General features: G+C 67.5%; 15 protein-coding genes. 5 read left to right on the top strand and 10 right to left on the bottom strand.

Annotation, left to right across the window (positions count from 1 at the left end; translation table 11 throughout):
• Positions 1-87 precede the first annotated feature (87 nt).
• The 3 genes from secA to addA all read right to left on the bottom strand — a co-directional run bounded on the left by secA (position 88) and on the right by addA (position 6,727).
• Entirely contained in the window at positions 88-2,823 is a 2,736-nt protein-coding gene (gene secA, locus OMW55_RS04480) for a preprotein translocase subunit SecA (protein ID WP_264881152.1), read from the bottom strand.
• Positions 2,824-2,945: 122 nt separating this feature from the next.
• The gene (gene trxA, locus OMW55_RS04475) at positions 2,946-3,266 is read right to left on the bottom strand and encodes a thioredoxin (protein ID WP_264881150.1); all 321 of its coding nucleotides are present in this window, start codon (positions 3,264-3,266) and stop codon (positions 2,946-2,948) included.
• A gap of 59 nt (positions 3,267-3,325) precedes the next feature.
• Positions 3,326-6,727: a double-strand break repair helicase AddA gene (gene addA / locus OMW55_RS04470; protein ID WP_264881149.1), complete on the bottom strand. Its 3,402-nt coding sequence runs from the start codon at positions 6,725-6,727 to the stop codon at positions 3,326-3,328.
• A 73-nt stretch (positions 6,728-6,800) separates the two neighbouring features.
• On the opposite strand from addA, the gene OMW55_RS04465 reads away from it, so the two are divergent.
• Positions 6,801-6,941, top strand: coding sequence for a hypothetical protein (locus OMW55_RS04465; protein ID WP_264881147.1), 141 nt, complete (start codon positions 6,801-6,803; stop codon positions 6,939-6,941).
• A 6-nt stretch (positions 6,942-6,947) separates the two neighbouring features.
• On the opposite strand, the gene addB is transcribed toward OMW55_RS04465, so the two are convergent.
• The 5 genes from addB to OMW55_RS04440 all read right to left on the bottom strand — a co-directional run bounded on the left by addB (position 6,948) and on the right by OMW55_RS04440 (position 14,391).
• Positions 6,948-9,863, bottom strand: coding sequence for a double-strand break repair protein AddB (gene addB / locus OMW55_RS04460; RefSeq protein WP_264881145.1), 2,916 nt, complete (start codon positions 9,861-9,863; stop codon positions 6,948-6,950).
• Entirely contained in the window at positions 9,856-10,551 is a 696-nt protein-coding gene (locus tag OMW55_RS04455; protein WP_264882002.1) for a nucleotidyltransferase family protein, read from the bottom strand. Before OMW55_RS04455 ends, addB begins: the two co-directional genes overlap by 8 nt.
• A 68-nt stretch (positions 10,552-10,619) precedes the next feature.
• Complete coding sequence (locus OMW55_RS04450; protein ID WP_264881144.1) at positions 10,620-11,621, bottom strand: aminoglycoside phosphotransferase family protein; 1,002 nt, start codon at positions 11,619-11,621, stop codon at positions 10,620-10,622.
• Complete coding sequence (gene tsaE / locus OMW55_RS04445) at positions 11,606-12,040, bottom strand: tRNA (adenosine(37)-N6)-threonylcarbamoyltransferase complex ATPase subunit type 1 TsaE (RefSeq protein ID WP_264881143.1); 435 nt, start codon at positions 12,038-12,040, stop codon at positions 11,606-11,608. Before tsaE ends, OMW55_RS04450 begins: the two co-directional genes overlap by 16 nt.
• On the bottom strand, positions 12,037-14,391 hold the full coding sequence (locus OMW55_RS04440) for a sensor histidine kinase (RefSeq protein WP_264881142.1): 2,355 nt from the start codon (positions 14,389-14,391) through the stop codon (positions 12,037-12,039). The genes tsaE and OMW55_RS04440 overlap by 4 nt, the downstream gene beginning before the upstream one ends.
• A 335-nt stretch (positions 14,392-14,726) precedes the next feature.
• Between OMW55_RS04440 and OMW55_RS04435 the strand changes: the two genes are divergently transcribed.
• Both OMW55_RS04435 and OMW55_RS04430 read left to right on the top strand, forming a co-directional pair.
• Positions 14,727-17,984, top strand: a complete 3,258-nt coding sequence (locus OMW55_RS04435) for a TonB-dependent receptor domain-containing protein (RefSeq protein ID WP_264881139.1) — start codon at positions 14,727-14,729, stop codon at positions 17,982-17,984.
• A 94-nt stretch (positions 17,985-18,078) separates the two neighbouring features.
• The gene (locus OMW55_RS04430) at positions 18,079-19,911 is read left to right on the top strand and encodes a tetratricopeptide repeat-containing sulfotransferase family protein (protein WP_264881137.1); all 1,833 of its coding nucleotides are present in this window, start codon (positions 18,079-18,081) and stop codon (positions 19,909-19,911) included.
• Between the two features lie 22 nt (positions 19,912-19,933).
• On the opposite strand, the gene ahcY is transcribed toward OMW55_RS04430, so the two are convergent.
• Entirely contained in the window at positions 19,934-21,373 is a 1,440-nt protein-coding gene (ahcY, locus tag OMW55_RS04425) for an adenosylhomocysteinase (protein ID WP_264881135.1), read from the bottom strand.
• 88 nt (positions 21,374-21,461) lie between these two features.
• Positions 21,462-22,034 (bottom strand): YqgE/AlgH family protein, encoded by a 573-nt coding sequence (locus OMW55_RS04420; RefSeq protein WP_264881134.1) that lies wholly within the window; start codon positions 22,032-22,034, stop codon positions 21,462-21,464.
• Between the two features lie 114 nt (positions 22,035-22,148).
• Between OMW55_RS04420 and OMW55_RS04415 the strand changes: the two genes are divergently transcribed.
• On the top strand, positions 22,149-22,628 hold the full coding sequence (locus OMW55_RS04415) for a peroxiredoxin (RefSeq protein ID WP_264881132.1): 480 nt from the start codon (positions 22,149-22,151) through the stop codon (positions 22,626-22,628).
• A 96-nt stretch (positions 22,629-22,724) separates the two neighbouring features.
• Positions 22,725-23,546 carry a hypothetical protein gene (locus OMW55_RS04410; protein WP_264881130.1) on the top strand — a complete coding sequence of 274 codons (822 nt, stop codon included), beginning with the start codon at positions 22,725-22,727 and terminating at the stop codon, positions 23,544-23,546.
• The last annotated feature ends 48 nt before the right edge of the window (positions 23,547-23,594 follow it).

The raw sequence follows: 23,594 nt of genomic DNA, 5'->3' as shown, positions 1-23,594 counted from the left end.
CAACCCAGTCTACGCTGAGATCAGCAAGAACTGGATCGCTTCGTCGCTACGTTCCTCGCGATGACGGCCGGGGCCGTCACCGCGCCATCAGGCAAGCTGCCCATGGCAATGCTTGAACTTTTTGCCCGAACCGCACGGGCACGGCGCGTTGCGGCTGACCGGCTCGGCCATGGCGCCTTCCGGCAGCGGCGGCAGGTCGGGGCGCGGGATGTTGGTGGCATCGTCCGGATGCGGACCGCGGATCAGGCCGCGGGCCGCCGCGTCGAGGTCGAACGTGTCGTCGTCGCCCGAGAAAGGATCAAGGTGCTGGGTCAGGAAGGCCGGCAGCTCCGGCAGCGGCGGCGGCTCGAGCTGCAGCTGCGCGTTGCTAAGCATCTTGGTGACGTCCTCGCGGATCGCGACCAGCAGCCGCTCGAACAGCAGGAAGGCCTCCTGCTTATACTCGTCAATCGGCTTCTTCTGGGCGTAGCTGCGCAGGTGGATGACCTGGCGGAGGGCGTCGAGCGTGGCCAAATGCTCCTTCCAGTGATGGTCGAGCGTCTGGAGCAGGAAGCTCTTCTCGATGTTGCGCCACTGGTCGGGCTCGATCTCGGCGATCTTGGCGGCCATTGCCTCGTCCGACAGCGCCTGCAGCCGGTCGATGATGATCGACTGCTCGACCTCGTCCTCCTTGAGCCAGTCGGCGACCGGCGGCTGGAGGCCGAGCACCTCGTCCACCGCCTGGGTCACGCCGGCGGTGTCCCACTGCTCGGGGTAGGTCCCCTCGGGGCAATAGATCATCACCAAGCCGGCGATGGTGTCGGCGCGGAACTCCTCGATCACGTCGGAGATGGACTCGGAATCCATGATCTCGGCGCGCTGCTCGTAGATAACCTTGCGCTGGTCGTTCATCACGTCGTCGAACTCGACGACCTGCTTGCGGATGTCGTAGTTACGCGCCTCGACCTTCTTCTGCGCGGTTTCGATCGCCTTGCTGAGCCAGGGGTGGCGGATCGCCTCGCCGTCCTCCAGTTCCTTGTTCATCAGGCGAGCGAAGGCGGTCTGCGGCCCGAAAATGCGCAGCAGGTCGTCGTCGAGGCTGAGGTAGAAGCGCGAGAAACCAGGGTCGCCCTGACGACCCGATCGACCGCGCAGCTGGTTGTCGATGCGGCGGCTCTCGTGCCGCTCGGTGCCGAGCACAAACAGGCCGCCGGCCTCGCGCACCTTTTCGCGCTCCGCCAGCACCTCCTCGCGGATGCGGGCTTCGGCCGCGTCGCGCTCCGGCCCTTCGGGCATGTCCTTGAGTTCGTCCTCGAAACGGAAGTCGATATTACCGCCCAGCTGGATGTCGGTGCCCCGCCCCGCCATGTTAGTGGCGATGGTCACCGCGCCGAGACGGCCGGCCTGGGCCACGATATGCGCCTCGCTCTCGTGGAACCGGGCGTTCAGGACCGAATGGGTGATGTTCTCGGCAGTGAGATACTCGCTCAGGAGCTCCGACTTCTCGATCGACACGGTGCCGACGAGGACCGGCTGGCCGATCTCCTGCCGTCCCTTGATCTCCTTGGCGATGGCCGCGAACTTGTCGCCGATGTTCTTGTAGAACTCGTCTTCGTCGTCCTTGCGCTGGACGGCGACGTGGGTCGGGATCGACACCACGTTCATTTTGTAGATGTCGAAGAACTCGGGCGCCTCGGTCAGTGCGGTGCCGGTCATGCCCGACAGCTTCGGGTACATGCGGAAGTAGTTCTGGAACGTGATGGAGGCGAGCGTCTGGTTTTCGGGCTCGATTGCCACGCCTTCCTTGGCCTCGACCGCCTGGTGCAGGCCGTCCGACCAGCGCCGGCCGTCCATCATCCGGCCGGTGAACTCGTCAATGATGACGACCTTCCCGTCCTTCACGATGTAGTCAATGTCCCGGCGGAACATCGTGTTGGCCTTGAGCGCCTGGTTGAGGTGGTGGACCACCTGCGTGTTGGCGACGTCGTAGAGGTTCGCGCCCTCGATCAGGCCCGCCTCCTCCAGCATCCGCTCGGCCTTTTCCGTGCCGCCTTCGGTCAGCACCACGGTCTTGAGCTTCTCGTCCTTTTCGAAATCGCCCTCGCCGAAGGTGCGGACGATCTTGTCGACCGCGATGTAGAGGTCGGACTTGTCGTCGGTCGGCCCGGAGATGATCAGCGGGGTGCGCGCCTCGTCGATCAGGATCGAGTCCACCTCGTCGACGATGGCGTAGGCGAACGGCCGCTGGACCATCTGCTCGCGCGTGTATTTCATGTTGTCGCGCAGATAGTCGAAGCCGAGCTCGTTGTTGGTGGCGTAGGTGATGTCGCTCTCGTAGGCGGCGCGGCGCTCGTCCTCGCCCAGGTTCGGCACGACCACGCCGACCGTCAGGCCGAGGAAACCATGGACCCGGCCCATCCATTCGGAATCGCGGCGGGCGAGGTAATCGTTGACGGTGACCACGTGGACGCCCTTGCCGGGCAGCGCGTTCAGGTAGGCCGCAAGGGTCGAGACCAGCGTCTTGCCCTCGCCCGTGCGCATCTCGGCGATCTCGCCCCGGTGCAGCGCGATGCCGCCGATCATCTGCACGTCGTAATGGCGCTGGGCAAGCGTCCGCTTGGCCGCTTCGCGCACGGTGGCGAAGGCCTCGGGCAGCAGGTCGTCCAGCGTGGCGCCATTCTCCAGGCGCTGGCGAAAGATCGCGGTCTGGTTCCGCAGCTCGTCGTCGGTCAGGGCCGAGATGGTCGGCTCGAACCCGTTGATCGTGTCCACGATGCGGCGGAGCTTGGCAACGTAACGGTCGTTGCTGGAGCCGAAGATCGACTTGGCCACGTTGGCGAGCATGGAACTTCCTTATGGGCGCGCGAGGACATGCGGAAAGGCGCTCGCGCGCGAGCGTTTCAAGAGTGCCCGGCGATGTAGGGTTGGCTTAGTTACCAGTCAATTGAGAGTGGCTGAACGCCGACCTAGAGCGAGCCTTCCAGCCAGCTCTGAATCTGGCTGCGCGGCGCGGCGCCGACCTTCTGCGCCACGGGCTGGCCATCCTTGAACAGCAGCATGGCCGGAATGCCGCGCACGCCGTAGCGGCCCGGGGTTTCGGGGTTCTCGTCGATATTGAGCTTGACGATGGTGACCTGCTCGCCGTGCGAGTTGCTGATCTCCTCCAGCGCGGGAGCGATCATCCGGCACGGACCGCACCATTCCGCCCAGAAATCGACCAGCACCGGCTTGTCCGCGCCCAGCACATCGGTGGCGAAGCTGTCATCGGTGACGGTCTTGGTCGGCATGTCGGTGATTCCTCTTCGAGTCGGCTTGCCGACGCATATGGGGTCGGCTGCCGGGTGGCTCAACCGGTCAATGCGATCAGGCGAGGAGCGGCCGTGTAGAGCAGTGCCGTTTCGATACGCCGGCCGGGGAAGATCACCGACAGGGCCTCGCCGTAGGCCTCCATCTGCAGCCGGTGAGCCGCTGGTACCTCGGCCACGCTCGCCGGCACCTGCCGCCCTGTCTTGAAGTCGACCACCCGCACCCGCTCGTCATCCACCACCAGCCGGTCGACGGTGCCGGCAACCACCCGGCCGTCCGGTAGGGTGGCAGCGATCGGCGCTTCGGCCAGCGAGCCGGGCGCGAACAGGTCGGCGAAGCGGGCATCGCCGATGATCGCGCAGACGGCGTCGGCCAGCTCGATCCGGGCGCGGGGGTCGTCCACTCCGGCCGAGCGCTCCAACCAGCCGAGCGCCGCCGCGTGGCGCTCGGCTGGCGCGACACCTGGCAGGCGCTCGAACAGCGAATGGAGCAGCACGCCGCGGCGAGCGGCCGCGCGCAGCTCCGGCGATGGCGGTGGCGCGGCCTCGCGGTCCTCGACCAGCTGAGACGGAGCGAGCGGACGCGGCGGGCGCGCCTCGGCGGGAGCCTGGCGATGCAGAAATTCGGGGAGAGCAGGCGGCGGCAAGGGCAAGCGCCGCGTCTTGGCCTTGGCAGGCAGCGCCGGCACGTCGCCCGTATAGCGCAGCACGCTGCCGTCCTGCTCGGCGCCCAGCCGCTCCATCCCAGCTCGCACTTTGGCGTGCCAGCTGTTCTCCGGCAAGGCGCCGCGGGCCGGGGCAAGCCCCGCCACGACCAGCCGTTCGGCGGCGCGGGTCAGGGCGACGTAGAGCAGCCGCCAATGCTCCTCCAGGTCGCGGCGCTTCTGCTCGGCTATAATGGTGGCGTAGGGTTCGCCGAGCTCCTCCTTACGCGGACGGATCACCGGAGCATTGCCGGCCTCGCCGAAGTCGAGCGCGATCGGGCCGTTGCGCTCGCCGAGCTTGGCCGGGTCGGCCGTTGCGTCGGCGAGGATGACGACGGGCGCCTCCAGGCCCTTGGCGCCGTGCACCGTCATCACCCGCACGGCATTGGCCGGCGCGGAAGGATCGCGCTTGATCTCCACGTCGCCGCTGCCGAACCAGGCAAGAAAGCGGTCGAGCGACGGGGTTTCCGCGCGTTCGAACTCCAGCGCCGCGGCGACCAGCTCGTCGATCGGGTCGCGCGCTGCAGGGCCGAGGCGCCCAAGCAGCCGGCGGCGGCCCTGCATCGGGCCGGACAGGATATTCTCGAGATAGCGGGCCGGCGGGACGAAGTCGGCCTGGCGCAGCAGGTCGAGCAACGTCGCATGTGCTTCGGCGATGTGATCGCCCTCTCCTGCTCGCTTCCTGAGCTCCTCCCATAGAAATCCATTGCGGCCGAACGCGAGGTCGTAGAGCTGGTCCTGCGTCCACCCGAACAAGGGCGAGACCAGCAGGCCGGCGAGATTGAGGTCGTCCAAGGGTTGCACCGAGAAGGCCACAGCCGCCATCAGGTCCTTGACGGCGAGTGGCGAGGACAAGTGGAGCCGGTCGATGCCGGCGACCGGCACCCCTTCCTTGAACAGCCGGGCGACGATCAGCGACGCCAACTCGCCGCGACTGCGCACGAGGATCAACACGTCGCCGGGCGTGATCGGCTTGCCGGTCGTGGCGAGCACCGGAGCTTCGCCGAGCCAGCGCCTGACCGTGCGGGCGAGTTCGCCGGCATAGAGCCGCGCCGGTTCGGGCAGCCAGCCCTCCTCGCCCGCTTCCTCGTCTTCACCTTCGTCCGCGGCGAAGGGCGTCCACAGCTCGACCAGGCCGGGCCGGGTGGCGGCGTTCGCGCGATGCGGGTTGGGCTGGTCGGGCAGGCCCATCTCGGCCGCTCCGACTTCGGTGATCACCGCGTCGACGACGTCCAGCACCGCCTGGGCCGAGCGGAAGCTGCGGTCGATCGACAGGTCGCGCCAAGGACGCACGGGCGTGTCGCTGTCGTTGGCCGCCTCGCGCAGGGTCTCCGCCTGAATGCGGAAGCGCTCGCGGGCGGCATCGAACTCGCGCGGATCGGTGCCCTGGAAACCGTAGATCGCCTGCTTGAAGTCGCCGACCATGAACAGGGTGCGGTGGTGGCGGCTGGCGCCCTCGCCGGCGAAGAACTCCTCCGTCAAGGCCGTGACGATGCTCCACTGCGCGGCGTTGGTGTCCTGCGCTTCGTCGACCAGGATGTGGTCGGTCCGCCGGTCGAGCTTATAGCGCACCCACTCGCCCATGCCGGGCGTCGCCAGCAGGTCGCGGGTCCAGCGGATCAGGTCGTCGAAGTCGGCGACGCCGGCGGCGCGCTTGGCCCGCGTGTAGGCGTCGGCAAAGGCCGCGCCGGCGCGCAGGCCGGCCGCCTGCACGGCAACCAGCTCGCTCTGGCGCAGCAGGGTGACGAGGCGCTCGACCTCGTCGGCCAGCTGCTCGCAATGGTCACCGGCGGTGGGCAGGTGCTTGAGGACGCCGGCCGGCACCTTGCGACGGCCGGTGGCGGTGAATAGCACCTTCATCAAGGTATCCAGCTGCTCGCAGCGGGCGTCGGACGACAGCGCCAGCCACTCGTCGATCTTCGCCGCAGTCGGCAGCCCGGTGGCGGTCGTACCCCAGGCTCGATAACCCTCGGCTACGGCCCGCAGGACCTCGCAATCAAAGCTGTCGTCGTGGCAGGCGGCGGCTACGGTCGCGCGGATGTCGCCCTCGGGCAGGCCCAACTGGCTGCGGAGCGCCTGTTCAACGTAATCGGGAAAGGCGAAGGCGCGCATGGCCTCGGGCTCGCGCGCGCAGGACAGGAGGTAGCGCTCAGCCTCACGCTCACCGAGGCGGCGGCTCAAGGCCTGAATGTCCGTCAGGAGCCCGGCGTAGCCCGCCCTGCCCGCCTCCGCGTCGGCCACCAGCCCAGCCAGCGTGCGGCGGGCGAGCTGCTGCTCTTCGCGCCCTTCAATCGGCCGGAAGCCGGGTGTGATCCCCGCCTCGGCCGGGAAAGCAGCAAGTAGGGTCTGCGCGAAGCTGTGGATGGTCTGGATGCGCAGCCCGCCGGGCGCGTCCAGCACCTCGGCGAACAGGCGGCGGGCCTGCTCGACACGCGGATCGTCGTTCGGCGCGCCAATCGCGAACAGCTCCTTGCGGAGGTCCGCATCCTTCATCCGGACCCAGCGGGCGAGCCGCTCGCCGATGCGGTTGGCCATCTCGGCCGCGCCGGCCTTGGTGAAGGTCAGGCAGAGGATGTGTTCGGGCGCCGCGCCGCCGAGCAGCAGGCGCAGCACGCGGGCGGTCAGCACCTGCGTCTTGCCGGTTCCGGCGCTGGCCGACAGCGAGGCGTGGATCGCCGGATCGGCGGCGCGCGCCTGGTCGTCGCGGAGCTGGTGAAGCGGCTTCAAGCGGGTGGCCATGAGGCGACCATAGCGCTTCCCTCCGGCCACGCCATGCGCTTAAGACGGCGGCGAACCGACCAGGGGTAAGGACATGACCGAACAGCCAAAGAAGACCGAAAAGCCGGAGGGCGAAGGCCGCCAGTTCAAGGCCGGGGTGGCGGTCGGCATAGGCTCCGCGGCGATCGTTGCCGCGCTGCTCTACGCGCGCTCGGGCAAGCCCCGGAAGAAGTAAGCGACGCTACTCGCGCCCGTACCATTCCTCCAGCCGCATTAGCTGGTCGTAGTCGCCATAAGGTGCGTAGGCCGGGTGGAGCTTGGCGGTGAATGGCTCGTCGCCGGTCAGCCACCTGGCGGCAGCGCGGGCGAAGGCCTCCTGCGCCGCGTGAAGGAAGGTGTCGGGCTGGCCGCCGTCGGCGGCGTCGACGAAGCCGGGGGTCTTGCGACCCGATTTTTTCGCGAGTGACCAGTATTCGTGCGCTCTCGGCTGCCCGGTGAGCTCTGGAAAACCGCCGGCCCGGGCGATCAGGCCCAGCAGTCCAAGCTGCAGCGCGAAGCCTTCCGCCACCGCCTTTCTCGACGGCGGCTGGCCGGTCTTGTAGTCGAGGATCGCGAGGCTGCCGTCCGCCAGCCGGTCGATCCGGTCGGCCTTGCCCTTGAGCAGCACGGGACCAAGCTGCGCCTGGCCCTCGATCTCGGCCCGCAGCGGTCGCCGGCCCTCGGCCTGGTTGGCGGCTTGCTGCCCGGCAATCCATTCGATGGCCTCGTACAGCCGCGGACCCCATAGGGCGCGCAGCATGGGGTGGATCTCATCCTGCTCCAGCAGCGCCCGGGTGCGGTCGAGCAGCAGCGCGGGGTTGCAGTCGTCCTGCTGGAGCCATTGCTGCAGCACGTCGTGCACCGCGCTGCCCTTCCACGCGGCGGTGGCGTCGGCGTCGACCGGGTCGAGCGACTTCAGCTTGAGCATGGCCTTGGCGTAGAAGGCAAACGGGTCCGCGTTCAGCCGATCGACGTCGGTGACGTAGATCTGGCGGGGTCGATCGTCGACAGGCGGGCACGGCGCTGGACGGTTCGCGGGCCGGGGCTCACCGGCCTCGTCGATCGCCGCCGCCAGCCGCTCCAGCCGTCCGTCTCGCGCCAGCCCGCCGGTCATTGCTTGCAGCCGGAGCAGCAGGCGCGAGGCGACCGTCGGCGAGCGTCCGTCCCGTCGGGCACGGGTGATCAGCACGCGCGGTGCACCAAGGAAGCCGGCGAAATCGTGCGCGGCTAGGCCGACCCGGAACTCCAGCCCCGCAAGGCCGAGCGTGCGCCGGATGGCGGGCGCGAGCCACGGGTCGGGCTGCGGCAGGGCGGGCCAGACGCCTTCATTGAGCCCGCCGAGGATCATCAGGTCGGCCTGGACTAGTCGTGCCTCCAGCAAGCCGAGAATCTGAATGCGCGGGTGCCCGCCGTAGGGCGGCCGCACGGCTTGGGCATCCAGCAGCTGGCGGAGCAGCGGCACCGCGTCGTCGGCTCGAACTTCGATGGCGGCGGCGCCGTCGGATTCCTCCAGGCTAGCCAGCAGCTCGGCCGCGGCGCGTCCGTCCGGACCACTCCAGGCGGCGTTCCCGGCGATGCCGGTCGCGAGTTCGCGCAGGTCGGCCGCGAGCCGTCGCAGCGGGACCGGCTGGGCGAGCACGGACCCAACGCGTTCCAGGCACGGCCGGATGGCGGCCCACGCCTGGCCGCAACCCCGGGTCTTTCGCTCGCGATCCTTTTCCGCACAGAGCGCGTCGAGGCCGGCGAGCCCTTCCGGAGGGCGCGGTCCGCGCAGCGCGAGGTCGAGCAGGCGGGCCGCTTCCAGCCACTTCTGCCGGTCGCTGCCGGCACCCGCCAGCGGATGCTTGACCAGCGCCAAGGTCGGCACTGGGGCGAGGCGTTCGGCCGCGGCCGCGGCGATGCCGAGCAGCAAGGTTCCTGCCGCGGCTTGGCTGAGCGGCTTGCCGGCGCTGTCGTCCGCGGTGATGCCCCAGCGGGCAAGCAAGGCGGACACGCGGGCGGCGAGCGCCCGGTCCGGGGTTACCAGCGCTGCAGTCTGCCCCGGTGTCTCCAGCGCCTCGCGCAGGGCGACGGCGATCGCCTGCGCCTCGCTTGCTGGATCGGGCAACTCGGCCAGCCTTACGCCCGTCATTCGCCGGTCGCGGGGCGGGAGGGCGGCCCAGCGGTGGGTGAAGCGCGCGCTCTTGAGCGTGTTGGCGATCGCTCGGCCGCGCACCGCCGGCGAGGCCGCCCGGCCGCCCCGCCGCCATTGCTGCACCTCGTCCCGGTGCACGCCCATCCGGTCTAGCAGGCGCTTGAGGTGGTATTGTGGATGAGACTCGTCCGCCCGGCCGCTGTCCGGATCGGGGCCGAGCCAGTCCCATTCGTCGGCGCCCAGCAGCCGCTCGCCGAACAGCGCCGGCAGAACCACGGCTCCACCCGGCATCTGTGCGACCGTCCGCAGCAGCGCCACGACGGCTGGAGCGCTGGTGGTAATCCCGGCGGCGACCGTGAAGCCCTCCGGCGGCCGCTCCGCCCAGCGCCGGGCCGTGGCGCGGAGCAGGTGGTTGCGGCGCTCGGCAAGGTCGATCCGGCCCATGCGCGCGAGCTCGCGCGGCCAGGCGTCGAGCAGCGCACGCAGTTGCTGAAGGGAGCGCTGCCAGTGCAGCGCCAGCTCCTCCGGAACGGCTTCGGCCAGCCGCTCGGGCGCGACCTCCTCGACCAGCAGGGCGTCGCGAGTGCGGGCGAGGTCGGCCGCTAGGCGGAAGCTTTCGGCGGCGCTCGCCTCCGGTCCGCGCTGCTCGCGCACCAGCCTGGCCAGTGCGACCAGTCGGGTGAGCGGGTCCACGGCCGGCGGCACCGGCGCGGCGTCGGCCGGCTCGAACGCGCCGCCCAGCCGCTCATCCAGTTCCGGGTCGCCAACGGCGATCAGCCGGGGCAGCAGCAGGCCGCCGCCGCTCGCGCGGACGAACGCTTCCGTCATCGTGCGGACTGCGCGGTTGTTCGGAAGGAGGATTCGGCCACGCGCCAGGCCGAGCGGGTCGCGGCCGTGCTCGGCGATCAGTCCCGCCGCCAGCGCATCGGCGAAGCTGCGATGCGCGCCAATGGTGAAGACGGCCGGCCGGCCCGTCTCAGCCAAGGCGCAGCGCCTGTTCCGTCGCCTTGATCGCGGCCGGGGTGCCGACGTCGAACCACAATCCCTGGTGCACAACCCCGAAGCAGCGGCCCTGCGCGATCGCCCGGTCCCAAAGGATGTTCGTCGAGAAGACCCCATCTGGCGTGTCGTCCAGCATGCGCTTCGACAGCATCTGGATGCCGGTATATACGAATGGTGCGACCTTGGCCGCCGTGCGCCGCTTCAAACGGCCGGCCGCGTCCATATGGAAATCGCCCATGCCGCCGTGGTTGCCGGCGCGCGCCTGGGGCACCAACAGCAGCAGCGCGTCCATCTTTCGGTCGTCCCAGTGCGAAGCCAGCAGCTTCAGCGTGTCGGACGGCCCGTCGACCCAAAAATTGTCGCTGTTGACCGCCAGGAACGGGTCGCAGTCGATCAGCGGCAGCGCCTTCTTCAAGCCCCCGCCGGTCTCCAGCAGCAGAGGGCGCTCGTCGGAGATGACAACCTCCAGGTCCTTGGCATGAGCCTTGAGGTGCGCCTCCAGCGAGTCCGCCAGATAGTGGACGTTGACGACCAGACGCTGGACGCCGGCGGCGCGCAGCCGGTCGAGCACGTGGTCGAGCATCGCCCTGCCGGCGACCTCGACCAATGGCTTGGGCCGGGTGGCGGTCAACGGCCGCATCCGCTTGCCCAAGCCGGCGGCCATGACCATCGCGGTGCGCGGCACCGATGCCTCGATCTCCGGCCGGAGCTTCAAGGCACGGGTCACGGTTGCGGCGGTCAAGCGACCTCCTCCAGCCAGGGCGCGACCCGCGCCTCGGTCGGCACATTGGCGTCGAACCAGTCGCGCACCGGCGCCAGCCAGGGTTGCGTCAGGTCGCGCTCCAGCAGTCCCCACATGCGTGGCTGAAAGCGGCGATAACCGGGCTTGCCGTCGCGCTTCCACAGGCGGGTGAAGACGCCGAGGATGCGGGTGTTGCGCTGCGCTGCGAGGCACCAGTAGGCGCGCTCGAACGCCGCGCTGGCACCGGTAGCGGCGACATAGCGGGCGATCATCTCGCGCTCGATCTCAGGCGACACGTCGCGGCGGGCGTCCTCCAGCACCGAGCAGAGATCGTAAGCGGGGTGACCGGCGAGCGCGTCCTGGAAGTCGAGCAGGCCAAGGTGGCTGACGCCCGCCTGGCCGTCTACCAGCATGATGTTCTCGGCATGGTAGTCGCGCAGCACCGTCACGGGGCCGAGCCCGTCCACCCCGACCGGGCCAAGCACCTCTTCCCAAGCGGTGCGGTAGCCGGCGCGGTCGACCGTTAGACCGATCGCCGGGCAGTACCATTCGGTGAACAGGTCGAGTTCTGCCAGCCATTCGCGGAGCCCATGCGGCGACAATCCTTGCATCGGCGGATGGCGATGGAGGTGGACCAATACGTCGGTAGCCAATTCGTACAGCTCGCGCTCGCGATGCGGCGCTTCGTCCAGCCGCTCGCGCAGCCGGTCGGAACCGAGGTCGCTGAGCAGCAGCAACCCGCGATCCAGGTCGCGCGCCAGTATCTCGGGCGCGGACAGACCGGCGCGGGAAAGCCACTCGGCGACGGTGATGAACGGGCGCGGGTCCTCGTGCGGCGGCGGCGCGTCCATCAGCACCGCCTGGCGGCCCTCATGGTGAACGCGGAAGTAACGACGGAAGCTGGCGTCCCCGGCAAGCGGCACCACGGCGGCGCCCTCCCACCCCGCCGAGCGGAGGAACTCGTCAGTTTCGGGCGGCGGGATCATGCTGGCGGCCATCGCCCTTCCCATGCCGCCGGCACCTCCCAAGTCAAGCGACGCTGCCCGTCAGCCGCGAACTCGAGCGATAGGCGGAGCGCCTGTGGCCAAGCTGCCGCACCGGCCTTCTCGGGCCACTCCACCAGCAGGATGCCGTCCAGCCCACCGTCCAGTCCGAGCTCGTCGAGTTCGGACGGGTCCTCCAGCCGGTAGAGATCGCAATGCCAGATCGGCACCGGCAGGTCATCGTACGGCTGGACGATGGCGAAGGTCGGGCTCGGCACCTCACCGTCGTGACCGGCAGCATGGAGGATGGCCCGCGACAATGCAGTCTTGCCGACCCCAAGGGCGCCGGACAGGGCGATGACGTCGCCGGGCCGCAAGGCTTGCGCAAGCTGGCGGCCGACCGCTTCCGTCGCTTGCTCATCGACCAGGATCACGACCGGCGCGGGAGCGTGATGGTCACCACCGTCCCTTCCCCCTTGCGCGACTGGAGATCGACCGTCCCGCCGTGCGCCTCCACGAACTGGCGGGTGAGCGGAAGCCCAAGTCCAAGCGCTGCTTCGCCGTGCGTGCCACCGATCCGGGTGAAGCGTTCGAAGACGCGGCGCTGGTCGTCGCCGTCGATGCCCTCGCCCGTATCGCTGAGCCTGATCTGCACCTGCTGGTCGTCGCCCGTGGCGTGCAACGTAACCGTGCCCTCGTCCGTGTAGGCGATGGCGTTGCGCAGGACATGCTCGATGCTTTCGCGCAACCGCCGGGCATCGCCGATCACCACGCCGGTGGAGGGATCGATGGTGGCATTCAGCGCAAGACCCTTTTCGCGAGCGGCCGCTTCCATTCGTTCCACGGTGTTGCGGACGAGACCGGCCAGATCAATCCGCTCATGCTCGATGGTAACGGCGCGCTGCTCGCCCTGAGTCAGGTCCAGCACGTCGTCGATCAGCTTGGACAGGCGCGCCACCGACTCGAGAATGGCGCCGACGTAATCGGCGGCCGCAGGGGCGAGCTTGCCGGCGTAGCCGCCCGCCAGCATCTGCGCGAAGCCGCCGATGGAGGTCAGCGGGGTGCGCAACTCGTAGCTCATGTTGGCAACGAAGTCGGTTCGCACCCGGTCGGCCTCCTCCAGCGCCGTGGTTCGCTCCCGCAGCGCATATTCGATGCGGGTGGAGTCGGTCACGTCTACCATGGTGAACAGGGCGTTGCCGTCCGGCAGCGGCACGGACGCGAACTCGAAATGACTGCCGTCGACCATCGACAAGCGGCCGCTGCCCTGCCGGCGCTCGTTGGTCGCCGACCGTACCAGCTCGCGTAGCTGCGCAGCGGCGGTTGGATTGACCAGCCGCTGGGCCATGGCGGGTACCAGTTCGTCGACCCGCGGATGTTCGCCGAGCCAGCTTTCGTCGAGGTCCCAGAAGCTGCAGAACCGGCGGTTCCACAGGTACAGCCGGCCGTCCGCGGCGAACACGCCGATGCCCTCGAAGAGGTTGTCGAAGGTGGCGGTGCGGACGCGCAGCAGAGTGTCGCGGGCGCTGGCCAGGCGCACCTGCTCCGTCCGGTCCTCGAAGAACAGGCGCAGGCCACCGTCGGGCAGCGGCTGACCGACGACCCGCAGGTGGTCGCCGTTCGTGAGGATCCACTCCTCCTCCAGCGCCTCCGCTGGCGAGGTGAACCAGCCCCGCCGCTCCGCTTTCCATTGCGGAAAATCGCGGGTCTCCGGCAAACGGCCCTGTTCCCGCATACGTTCGAGCACGCGATCGAACTCGGGCTTCTCGCCGAGCCACTCGGGATCGAGCTGAGCCATGATCGCGAACGGCCGGTTGAAGAAGCTGAGGGTACGATCCGGGTCGAACTGGACTGCTCCGGCCGTCATTCGGTCCGCCAGCTCGCGTTGCCCTTCGATGTAGCGGCCCAGCTCGAATCGCGCATCCTCCAGGTCCTGGATGTCGATGGCGAACCCCGCCACCGCACCGCCGCCCAGCGGAACATCGACCAGCCGCAGCATCCGCCGCTCGCCCCCGATTGTGGCCGGCTGGTTGCGCGAGAACGGCCGGTCGTCGGCAAGAGCGCGTTGCGCCGCTGCCTTCGCACCCTTGCTGCCTGGACCGTCGATCAGCTCGATGCCGTCCTTGATGACCGCGGCGGCGGAGGGCGCCTCAACCGCCGTGACGAACGCGTTGTTGACCAGGCCAAGGTTCAGGTCCGCGCCCCGATACCACATCGGAAAGGGCGCGGCCTCGATGAGGTGGGTCAGGGCGTCGAGGGCCGCGCCCGTGTCTTTCAGTCGCCGGGCGAGCTCGACCTTCTCCTGTTCCGCCGAACTGGTATCGAAGAACCACAAAAGCACGGCGCCGGCCGGTGATGGGGGTGGCGCAGGACCACCGCGCACCTCCATGACCCGGTCCGAGTTCGCGATCCGCACCGAACGGCTGACCCGCGCACCGGTCAGCACCGCCGACCTGAGTTCCTCCGCCAATGCTGCAAGGTCCTCGCCGTCGAGCCCGCGCCCCCCTGCCGCGAGTTGCTGGAGGTGACCAACCCCATCCTCCAGGCCGACCTCACGCAGGAATGCCGCGTCGGCGTCGATCGCACCATCGCGCATAACGAGCAGGGGGCGCGCCGGCGCTGCTGCGAGCAGCGCAGCCATCGAACGCGCGGACTGCAGTACCGACCGTGCTCGCCGCATGCGCCGGGCTGCAATCACTGACAGGCAAGCCGCAAGCGGCAACCACACCGCAGCCAGCGCCAGCGGCAGCAACCCCGCCCAGCTCGTCTCGACTACCCCCGTCACCAACGCCCCATGCTCGGGAGCATAGGGCCCGGATGCAGTTGGTTGAAAGCGCAAAATGCCCGGGATGCCGAGTGAGCGGGTGGGTTCGCCTGGAGTGGGCACGGGGCAAACCTGCGGCAGCTTGGCAGATTGTCGCCGCGGCGGGCTCGCCACGCGGAGCGGCACCAGTCGGGTCACCGGCGGCGTGGCACGCCCGCGGTGCGTCTAGGGCTGACTGTGTTCGGGTGGTGACACTTGCGCAATAAATGAGATCAGCATGCCAAAAGTGCTTCCTTCAGCGTGCTTACGGTCCGAGGGGGCTGGACTGCGTCTTATTTCGTTCGAGTGGAGCTCCTATGGGTAAACATGTTCTGCTGAGTGCGACGGCACTCCGTTCCGCGCTCTTTATCGGCGCAGTGGCCGGCCTGGCCGTGCCTGCCGCCGCCCAGCAAACCCCCGCCAACCCGACCGAAGCGCCCGATACCGCGCAGGACGTGCCGCCGCCCAAGCCGGACGGCAATGAGCCGGCGGGCACCGTCGTGTCGAACTCCGATGGCACGACCGCCGTCACCACGGCTGATCCGGCCGCGGCGCCGACGCCCGCCGCTGCGCAGGACGTGGTCGTCACCGGGTCGCGCATCCGCCGTCCGAACCTGGAAAGCACCGTTCCGATCACGTCGATCGGCGGTGAGGAATTCTTTGAGACTGGTAACGTGTCGGTCGGTGACACGCTGAACGACCTGCCGGCTCTCCGCAGCACGCTTGGCCAGTCGAACTCCACCCAATTCCTTGGCACGGCCGGCCTGAACCTGCTCGACCTTCGTGGCCTTGGCACGCAGCGCACTCTGGTGCTGGTCAACGGTCGTCGCCACGTTCCCGGCGACATCCTGAACAACGCCAACTCGCCCGACACCAACACCATCCCGACCGACCTGATCGAGCGCGTGGACACGGTGACCGGCGGCAACTCGGCCATCTACGGATCGGACGCGATTGCCGGCGTGGTGAACTTCATCCTCAAGCAGGATTACGAAGGCGTCCAAGTCCGCGGCCAAAGCGGCGTCAGCAAGTACGGCGACGCGGGCTCCTACTATGCGAGCATCCTGGCTGGCCAGAACTTCGCCGACGGCCGCGGCAACGTGGCGGTCAACGTCGAATTCGCACGCCAGAACGATTATTATGCGTCCGGCCGTCCCAACCTGCGCACCGTGAGCGGCTTCGTTACCGTTGATACTGACGATGCGGCCTGTGACGCTCAGGGCCTGCCCGCCGGTTGCGCCGTCAACGGCAGCGACGGCAATCCGGACGCGGTGTTCTTCCGCGACATCCGGAACGGCTTCTACACTAACGCCGGCACCTTCCTGAACTACGAAGGCGGCGATCAGTACACCAACTACATCTTCCAGCCGGATGGAACGCTGGCTCGCCAGACTGGAACGCAGGTCGGCCTGCCGTTCAGCGCGTCCTTCATCGGCGGCAATGGCGACAACTTCAACGACGGTACGCAGACCGGCCTGTCGCCAGCGCTCAACCGCTACAGCTTCAACCTGATCGGCCACTACGACATCAGCGATGCGTTCAAGCCGTTCGTCGAAGCGAAGTTCAGCCGGACCAAGTCGCTGGGCAACGCAAGCGGTCCGTTCTTCACCGGTGCAACGACGGGTGAGCAGTTCAGCTCGCGCAACCCGTACCTGACCGACCAGGCGCGCGACATCATCGGTTCCTACTACTACATCTACGGCGATTACTATGACGCGCAGGGCAACCCCGGCGCGAACGGCGTCCTCGACGCCCGTGAACAGGACTTCGGCTTCCTGTTCTACAAGAACGCCGTGGAACTGGGGAACCGTGAGGAGAAGGGCACCCGCGACACGTATCGCGTGGTCGCCGGTGTCCGTGGTGACCTTGGTTCGAACCTGAACTATGAAATCTCGGCCAACTACGGCCAGCACCGTGAACGCACGCAGATCAATGGCAACGTCAACCTGCAGCGCTACCTGCTGGCGATCGACGCCGTTCGGAACCCGGCCAACAACCAGATCGTCTGCCGCGCGCAGATCGACCCGACTGCTGGCCAGATCTACGCCGATGCGGTTGACGTGTCCTTCGCTCAGGCACAGCTGGCGAGCGACATCGCGAACTGCGTTCCGATCAACCTGTTCGGCAACGGCAACATCACGGCGGCAGCACGTGATTACCTGCTGACGAACAGCAAGGCCAAGTCGCGCCTCACCCAGTTCGACCTGACCGGCTTCCTGGCGGGTAACACCGAAAGCTTCTTCAACTTCCAAGGTGGCCCGATCGGGTTCGCCGTGGGTGGCGAGTATCGCCGGGAGACGGCCTACTACGACCAGGACGAGTTCACGCAGTCGGGACTGTCCTTCTACAACGCCATCCCGAAGTGGGATTCGCCGGCGTTCGTCGTGAAGGAAGCATTTGCGGAGCTGCGGTTCCCGTTCTTCAAGAATAAGCCGTTCCTTGACGAGCTGACCCTGAGCGTCGCCGGCCGTGCGTCGGACTACCGGGGCCGTACCGGCACCGTGTACGCCTACAATGCCGGTCTCGACTGGGCTCCGATCAAGGACATCCGGTTCCGCGGCAACTACTCGCGCGCAGTTCGCGCTCCGAACCTGAGCGATCTATCGTTCCCACTGTCGCAGAACTTCTCGCTGGTGGACGATCCGTGCGCCGCGCGTTTCCGCAACCTCAACTCGAATCGCGCCGCCAACTGCGCCGCTGCGGGTGTGCCGACGGCGTTTGATTACGTCTACAGGAGCTCGCTGGGCTTCCAATCGGGTGGCAATCCGAACCTGCGTGAGGAAACGTCCGACAGCTTCACGGTTGGCGGTGTCCTGCAGCCCCGCTTCATGCGCGGCTTCTCGCTGTCCGTCGATTACTACGACATCACGGTCAACAACGTGATCACGTCGCTGTCGGCGCAGTCGATCCTGAACGCCTGCTACGACCAGACGAGCATCGACAACCAGTTCTGCGGTCAGTTCCAGCGGTACACGGGCACCGGCACCGGTCCCAACGGCGAGATTCCGGGCCGCATCATCGAGAACAGCCTGCAGGTGGTTCCGCTGAACTTCGCGAAGCTGAAGGTCCGCGGCATCGACGTGGAAGCGGCCTACCGCCGCGACTTCGGCGCGCTCGGTCGCTTCAACGGGCGGTTCATTTACACCCGCGCACTGGAGAACTCGTCGTTCCTCAACCCGATCGACCCGGACTTCGGCAACACGTTGAACGGTGAACTCGGCAACCCGAAGAATGCCTTCAACCTGAAGCTGAGCCTTCAGCGCAAGGCGATCACCCTGGGTTACGAGATGCGCTTCCTCGATCGGATGACGATCGGTTCCTACGAGAACTACTTCTCGTACCAGGGCCGGCCGCCGCAGAATGAGGACGCGTTCGAGCGTCGCTACTACCCGCGCACGTTCTACCACGACGCGCGGCTCGCGATTGACGCGACCAAGCAGTTCAATTTCTACCTGGGCGTCGACAACATCTTCAACACCAACCCGCCGCTCGGCCTGTCCGGCATCGGCGACGGAAGCGCGATCTACACCAACCGTGGTCGCTTCTTCTACGCGGGCGCCGTGGCCAAGTTCTAAGGCTGCTCCGCATCGAACTGGCAAGGAGGCCGGTACCGCAAGGTGCCGGCCTTTTTGTTTGACCCGCTCGGATCAACGGAACATCCGCAGACCGATGAACACGCAACCTCCGACCGATGACGTGATCTTCGCCGGCAGCGGCAGCCGCGCTGATGCACTGGCCGCCGGCCGCAGGCTCCTAGAGACGCAGCCGCGCGCCGCCGCCGCGCAGGCGCGTGAGATGCTCGCCATCGACCCGCACGACGGCGATGCCCTGCGGCTGCTGTCCGCCGCGTTGCGGGCCTTGGGCGACACCGCGGAGGCTCAGTCGGTGGACCAGGCCGCGATCGCCGCCGCGGCGCATCAGCCCACGCTGGTGCGATCCGCCGTCGCGATCCGGGAAGGCCGGCTGAACGAGGCCGAACACCTGCTCCGTCCCTGGCTGCAGGAGCACCCCGACGACGCCGCCGCCTTGCGCATGCTGGCGGAGATCGGCGCGCAAGCGGGTGCCCGCCCGCAGGCCATCGCGCTGCTGCAGGATGCGCTTCGGGTCGCGCCAACCTACAGCTCGGCGCGGCTTCGCCTCGCCACCCTGCTGATTGAACAAGGCGACATGAAGCAAGCTGCGGACGTGCTCGACATTCTGTTGTCGATGAACGGGGCGGATGTCGCCGGCATCGGGCAGACCGCGGCCAGCCTCGGTCGGCTCGGCGAGTTCCGCCATGCCGCCCAGATTTACGAGAAGCTACTTGCCCGTGAGCCGGACCATGCGGGTTTCTGGCTGAACCTTGGTCACGTCCGCAACACCATGGGGGACACGGCCGGAAGCATCGAAGCCTACCGGAAGGCTGCCGTCCTTGAGCCCGGAAATGGCATGGTCTGGTGGAGCCTGGCGAACCTCAAAACCTTCCGCTTCTCCGACGAGGACCGGCGGGTCATGGAAGCGCAGCTGAACGCCAGCCCTGCGCTGGACGAGGAGCGGCGCCTTCACCTGCACTTCGCGCTCGGCAAGGCGTATGAAGACGCCCGGGATCCAGAACTGAGCTTCCGTAACTACCAGGCCGGTAACGCCATCCGGCATGGTCAATCCGGTTACCGCCCGGAGATCATTCGGTCGTCAGTCGATCGCATGACCGAGGTGCTGACGCCGGTCCTCGTGCAGCGGATGGCGGATGCCGGTGCACCTGAGCGCGATCCGGTCTTCATCGTTGGCATGCCCCGCGCGGGTTCGACCCTCGTCGAGCAGATCCTTGCGTCACATTCGAAGATCGAAGGCACGGCGGAGCTGCCGGTCATGCCAGCCCTCGTGCGGGCCCTGGAGGAGGAAACGGGCGCCCCCTACCCCGACCTGCTGGCCGACATCGCACCCGCGCGACTGGCGCAGCTGGGTCGCGACTATCTTGAAGCCACCCGCATTTACCGGAAGACCGATCGACCGTTCTTCACGGACAAGTTGCCAAACAATTGGCTGCACGCCGGCCTAATCAAGCTGGCGCTTCCGAATGCAACCATCATCGACGCGCGCCGCAACCCGCTCGATTGCTGCTTTTCCGTGTTCAAGCAGAACTTCGCGCGCGGCCAGCAATTCAGTTACGACCTGCGCGACCTCGGCCTCTACTATTGCGAGTACGTCCGGCTCATGGGGCACCTGGACGCGATCATGCCGGGCGCCGTGCACCGCCTGATCCATGAGGCATTGCTCGACGACAGCGAAACGCAGGTACGGGGCATGCTCCAGGCGATTGGGGTTCCATTCGAGGAAGCCACCCTGCGCTTCTATGAGAATGATCGGGCTGTGCGCACGCCAAGCGCAGAGCAGGTGCGCCGTCCGCTCAACACGAGCGGCATGGAACGCTGGCGGCCGTTCGAAGCGTGGCTCGGCCCGCTGGTGGACGCCCTTGGCAACGTGCTGGACTGTTATCCGGCAGTGCCGGCGAAGTCGGCTTAGTCAACTTCGCCGGCACTCGGTCCTAGTAGCGGTAGTGCTCGGGCTTGAACGGGCCCTGCGGCGTGACGCCGATGTAAGATGCCTGCTTCTCGTTCAGCTTGGTGAGCTTTACGCCCAGCTTGTCGAGATGAAGCGCGGCGACCTTCTCGTCGAGGTGCTTGGGCAGAACGTATACGTCGTTCTTGTACTGCTCGCTCTTGGTCCATAGCTCGATCTGCGCGAGCGTCTGGTTGGTGAAGCTGGCGCTCATCACGAAGCTCGGGTGGCCCGTCGCGTTGCCGAGGTTCACCAGGCGCCCCTTGGACAGAACGATGATCTTCTTGCCGTCCGGGAACTCGACCTCATCGACCTGCGGCTTGATCTCGGTCCACTTCATGTTGCTGAGCGCGCCGATCTGGATCTCGCTGTCGAAGTGGCCGATATTGCAGACGATCGCCATGTTCTTCATCGCCCGCATGTGGTCGAGGGTGATGATGTCCATGTTGCCGGTCGCGGTGACGAAGATGTCGGCCCGCGGCGCGGCCTCCTCCATGGTCACGACCTCATAGCCTTCCATCGCGGCCTGCAGCGCGCAGATCGGGTCGACCTCGGTCACCAGCACGCGCGCCCCGCCATTGCGGAGCGAGGCGGCCGAGCCCTTGCCGACGTCGCCGAAGCCGGCGACCACGGCGACCTTGCCGGCCAGCATCACGTCCGTGCCGCGGCGGATGGCGTCGACCAGGCTCTCCTTGCAGCCATAGAGATTGTCGAACTTCGACTTGGTGACACTGTCGTTGACGTTGATCGCCGGAAAGGGAAGCTTGCCCTGCTTGGCGAGCTCATACAGCCGGTGGACGCCCGTGGTGGTCTCTTCGGAGACGCCCTTGATCGTCTGCACCGTCTTGGTGAGATAGCCCGGCCGCTCCTTGAGGAAGCGGTTCAGGGTCGCGGCGAAGATCTCTTCTTCCTCGTTGGATGGGGTGAACAGCTCCTCGCCAGCCTCGACCCGCGCGCCCCACAGTGCGAACATGGTAGCGTCGCCGCCGTCGTCGAGGATCATGTTGCAGGTCTGGTCCTGCCCCCAGTCGAAGATCCGGACCACGTAGTCCCAATATTCCTCAAGCGTCTCGCCCTTGACGGCGAACACCGGGACGCCGGTCGCGGCGATGGCGGCGGCGGCATGGTCCTGGGTCGAGAAGATGTTGCAGCTGGCCCAGCGCACGTCCGCGCCGAGCGCGGTGAGGGTCTCAATCAGCACCGCCGTCTGGATGGTCATGTGCAGCGAGCCGGTGATCCGCGCGCCTTTGAGCGGCTTGGCCGCACCATATTCATCGCGCAGCGCCATCAAGCCGGGCATCTCGGTCTCGGCGATTTCGATCTCCTTGCGGCCGAAGTCGGCCAGGGAGATATCCTTGACGAGGTGGTCATTCGCGTTCTTGGCGCGCTCGAGCGTCTGGGTAGCCACGAACTTCTTCTCCAACATGGAAAGACCGCGCCTGAAGAGCGCGGCCGGTTGCGGGCGCCGATAGCGGCAAACGGGATATAAAGGAAGCTTTATATGTCGCTGCCGGTCAGGCGGCGCCGGCTTCGCTGGACAGAAGGCGCGGGTCGATGCCCTCGCCTTGGAACGCCGCCGCCCAGCGCTCGTCGGCCGGCGTGTCAAAGATCAGCGCTGGATTTCCGCCAGCCGCAAACCAGCCGTGATGAGTCATTTCCTCATCCAGCTGACCCGCCGCCCAACCAGCATAGCCGAGCGCGATCAGCCACTTGGCGGGGCCGCGCCCCTCGGCAATGGCGCGCAGGACATCGATCGTTCCGGTCATGGCCCATTGCTGCCCGCCGCTGCCGACCACGTGCAACGTATCTTCCCCGCCCCAATCAGTCGAATGCAGCACGAACCCGCGCCCTGGTTCGACCGGGCCGCCGTGGTGAATCGCGCAGTCGGGCGCGATGCCCGGATCGAGGTCCAGCTGCTTGAGCAGCCCGCGGAACCGCAGGCCGGCACGCTTGTGACCGATGCCGACCCCCACCGCGCCATTCTCGTCATGCACGCAGATGGCGATCACCGCTCGGTCGAACCGGGGATCGGCAAGGCCCGGCATGGCAAGAAGTAGTCGGCCGGAGAGAAAAGGCGCGTCATCCATGCTGATGCAATGCCCTCCCCGGTTGCCGTCGCACAAGCCCTGTCGCGGCGAGCAGCCTTGTTCCGAACACCGGTCGCTTATATCGCCATCCCAACAGCAGAGGAGATGCATTCCATGACCATCCAAGTCGGCGATCGCCTGCCCGACGTGCCGCTTACCATCGCCACCAGCGAGGGACCGCGACCGACCACGACGACCGAATATTTCGGCGGCAAGAGGGTCGCCCTGTTCGCCGTTCCTGGGGCGTACACGCCGACCTGCTCGGCCAAGCACCTGCCCTCCTATGTCGAGAAGGCGAGTGAGCTGAAGGGCAAGGGCGTGGACGAGATCGCCTGCACCAGCGTCAACGATGCGTTCGTGATGAGCGCCTGGAACCGCGACCAGGGCAGCGAGAACATCACCATGCTGGCCGACGGCAACGGCCAGCTGGCGGACGCGCTTGGACTAACCATGGACGGCGCCAAATTCGGCATGGGCACCCGCTCCCAGCGTTATTCGATGATCGTGAACGACGGCGTGGTCGAGCAGCTGAACGTCGAGGCGCCGGGCGAGTACCAGGCGTCCAGCGCCGAGACCCTGCTCACCCAACTCTGACTGGCGCGGCGCGGCCTCCCTCTGGCGAGGCCGCGCAACGACCGCCACCATCGAACGTTCGGCCATGCAACCCCTTGCGTACAAAGGAGAGCATGCATGGCGCGCAACGAAGACACTCGGGAACATGGTCGCGAGCACCAGTCCCACACGACTGATCGCAGCAGCAGCAGCAGCAGCAGCAGCAGCAGCGAGCGGAACCGCAGCGGCGGCAGCAGCCTTGGCGACCGCTTCGGCAACATCGGGCAGCAGGTCCGCAACCGGCCGGTAGCGGCGGCGGCAGTGGCCACGGCGGCCGCGGCAGCCGGCGCCTTCTTCTTCTCGCGCCGGAGCAGCAGCTCGGGCTCAAGCGAGTCCATGAAGTACGGGCAGGCCGACGGTGACCGCAAGGCCGGCGCGGGCGCCTACAAGAGTCAGGGTTCGACCAGCCAGGACAGCCTGCTGGAAACTAACAGCAGCACGCCCAGCAGCACGGCCGGCATCGGCGCGGGTACCGGCGGCAGCTCCCCGAGCGATGTCCAAAGCAGCGTCAGTGGCAGCAGCAGCAGCACCAGCGGCAGCAGCAGCAGTGGCTCGGGCTCGAGCAGTGGCTCGACTCAGCCGGCCTTCGGGACCAGCTCGGCGTCGACTGGCGGCACGCCCAGCGGCATGGGCGGCGGCTCGACGGGCAGCACCGTGTCGGGCGGCGGCGCAAGCGGCACGTCGACCAGCACCACGGACTCGAGCAGCACCGGTTCGACCAAGTCGAGCGGCTCCCCCAGCACCTCCGCATCGAGCAGTGGTGCGAGTGGATCGGGCAAGAGCGGCAAGTCGAAGTCGTCGAACACGGGCAGCCAGACCGCTTCGAGCACCGGCAACACCGGCCTGGACGACACCGACGACGACCAGACCAAGGTCGGTTCGGTAGCATACGGAGCCTAAGGCTCGCTTGAACGGTTGAACGGGAGGGGCGCTTCGGCGCCCCTCTTC

It is taken from the genome of Sphingomonas arvum (genome assembly GCF_026013565.1).
Lineage (GTDB): Bacteria > Pseudomonadota > Alphaproteobacteria > Sphingomonadales > Sphingomonadaceae > Sphingomicrobium > Sphingomicrobium arvum.
This window is presented reverse-complemented; position numbering and strand designations above follow the sequence as displayed.